The sequence below is a fragment of the Micromonospora tarensis genome, assembly GCF_016803395.1.
Classification (GTDB): Bacteria; Actinomycetota; Actinomycetes; order Mycobacteriales; family Micromonosporaceae; genus Micromonospora; species Micromonospora tarensis.
On sequence record NZ_JAEVHL010000448.1, the window covers coordinates 1 to 2,270 of the forward strand.

The following is a 2,270-nucleotide window of genomic DNA, read 5'->3' on the forward strand; positions in this document are numbered from 1 at the left end:
TGGGCCGGGCGCGGGCGGGGGAGCCGACCTCCGTGCTGGTCGGTGGCGAGGCGGGGGTGGGCAAGACCCGGCTGCTGGAGGAGTTCGCCGGCTGGGTCACCGACGGCGGGGCGCGGGTGCTGGTCGGCCAGTGCCTGGAGTTGGGCGAGGCGGGCCTACCGTTCGCCCCGTTCGCCGCCGCGTTACGCGCGGTGCTGCGTGCCGACGGCCCCGAGGTCTTCGCCGGCTACGAGGCGGAGTTCGCGCCGTTGCTGCCGGAGCTGGGTCGGGCCTCGGCGGCCGTCACCCCGCGCCCGGTCCCGCTCAGCGACGCCCCGCGCGGTTACCTGTTCGACCTGGTCGCCGAGCTGTTCCAGCGGCTGGCCGACGCCCGCCCGCTGGTGCTGATCATCGAGGACCTGCACTGGGCCGACCGGTCCACCCGCGACCTCATCGGTTTCCTGGTCCGGGCGGCGCGGCCGGCTCGACTGCTGCTGGTCTGCACCTACCGCACCGACGAGTTGCAGCGTGGGCACCCGCTGCGCCCGTTCCTCGCCGAACTGGACCGGGCCCGTGGTGTGGAGCGGGTGGAGCTGGGCCGCCTGGACCGCGACGGCACCGGTGCGATCCTCGCCGACCTGCTCGGCGCCGAGCCGCCCGCCCGGGCCGTCGACGATGTCCACGACCGCACCCAGGGCAACCCGTTCTTCATCGAGGAGTTGGCCGTCGCCGGCAACCCGATCGGCTGCGCGGCGATTCCCGAGACGCTGCGTGACCTGCTGCTGGCCCGGGTGGACCGGCTCGCCGAGCCGACCCAGCGGGTCCTGCGGATCGCGGCCGCCGGCGGCACCCGGTTCGCCCACGACCTGCTGGCCGAGGTCGCCGGGCTGCCCGAGGCCGAGCTGGAGGACGCGCTGCGCGCCGCCGTCGCCGCCCAGCTGGTGGTGGCCGACCGGGACGGCGACTACGAGTTCCGGCACGCGCTGGTCCGCGAGGCCGTGCACGACGAGCTGCTGCCCGGCGAGCACGCCCGGCTGCACGCCCGCTTCGCCGCCGCCATCGAGGCCCAGCCGCACCTGGTCGCCGCCGGCCGGGCCCCGGCCGAGATCGCCCACCACTGGTACGCCGCGCACGACCACCCGCGTGCCCTGGTCGCCGCCCGAGTCGCGGCCTGTGCCGCCGCCGAGCGGTACGCGTACGCCGAGCAGCGTCGGCTGCTGGAGCGGGCGCTGGAGCTGTGGGAGCTGGTGCCCGACGCCGCCGCCCTGCTCGGCATGGACCATCTGGCCCTGCTGGAGCAGACCCTGGACGCCGCGGTCACCGCCGGCGACTTCAGCCGGGCCATCACCCTGACCCGGGCCGGGCTGGCCGAGGTGGACGCCGACGCCGCGCCGCTGCGCGCCGCCCGTCTGCTGGACCAGCGGGGTCGACTGATGGCCCTGCTCGGCAAGAGCGACGGCAGTCGCGAGCTGGACGAGGCGTACCGGCTGGCGGCCGGCGGTCCGCCCGGCGTGGAGCGGGTCCGGCTGCTCGCCGACATCGCCACCCACCTGGTCAAGGTCAACCCTGGGAAGGCGGCCCGGGTGGCCGCCGAGGCGAGCGCTGACGCCGAGGCGATCGGCGAGGAGTTGATCCTGCTGCCGACGCGGATCGCCCTGCTCTGCCACGAGGAGCGGCGGGAGCACGGGCTGGCCGAGCTGGACCGGGCCGAAGCCGTCGCCCGCGCGGCCGGTGACACGCCGGCGCTCGTGCTCGCCAAGGTGTTCCAGTCGGACGTGCTCTGCGAGCTGGGCCGCTACGCCGAGTCCGCGCAGGCCGCCGAGGCCGGCGTGGCCGAGGCGCGGCGGGTCGGCATCAGTCGCTCCACCGGGGCGTACCTGCTCTCCAACCGGGCGGAGGCGCTGATCGCGCTGGGTCGCTGGGACGAGGCCGAGGCGGTCTGCGCGGAGGCCGCCCGGATCGACCTGTCCGGTGTCACCGGGCTGCACTGGCTCCAACTGGGCGCCGGGCTGCGGCTGGCCCGTGCGCACCCGGGCGCGGACGAGTTGGTCGACCGGGCGCTCACCTTCCTCGGCCGGCCCTATCTGTGGCCGAACCACCGGCTGCCCCTGCACGAGTTGGCGATCGAGGCGGCGCTGGCCGCGGACGACAAGATCGAAGCGGTACGCGCGGCCCGCGTCGCCGTGATCGACGAGAGCCTGCCGCGGCTACCCCGGGAGGGGTGGCCGGTGCTCAGTGCCGTCGCGCGTACGGCGGCCCGGGTTGGCGACCGGGAGTTGGCGGGTGCGGTG

Annotated in this window: 1 protein-coding gene; it reads left to right on the forward strand. The window is 76.1% G+C overall.

Annotated features, from left to right (window positions below; all coding sequences use genetic code 11):
- Nucleotides 1-2,270: ATP-binding protein (locus JM949_RS35330; protein WP_203152391.1), on the forward strand; the 2,270-nt coding region annotated here is incomplete at both ends.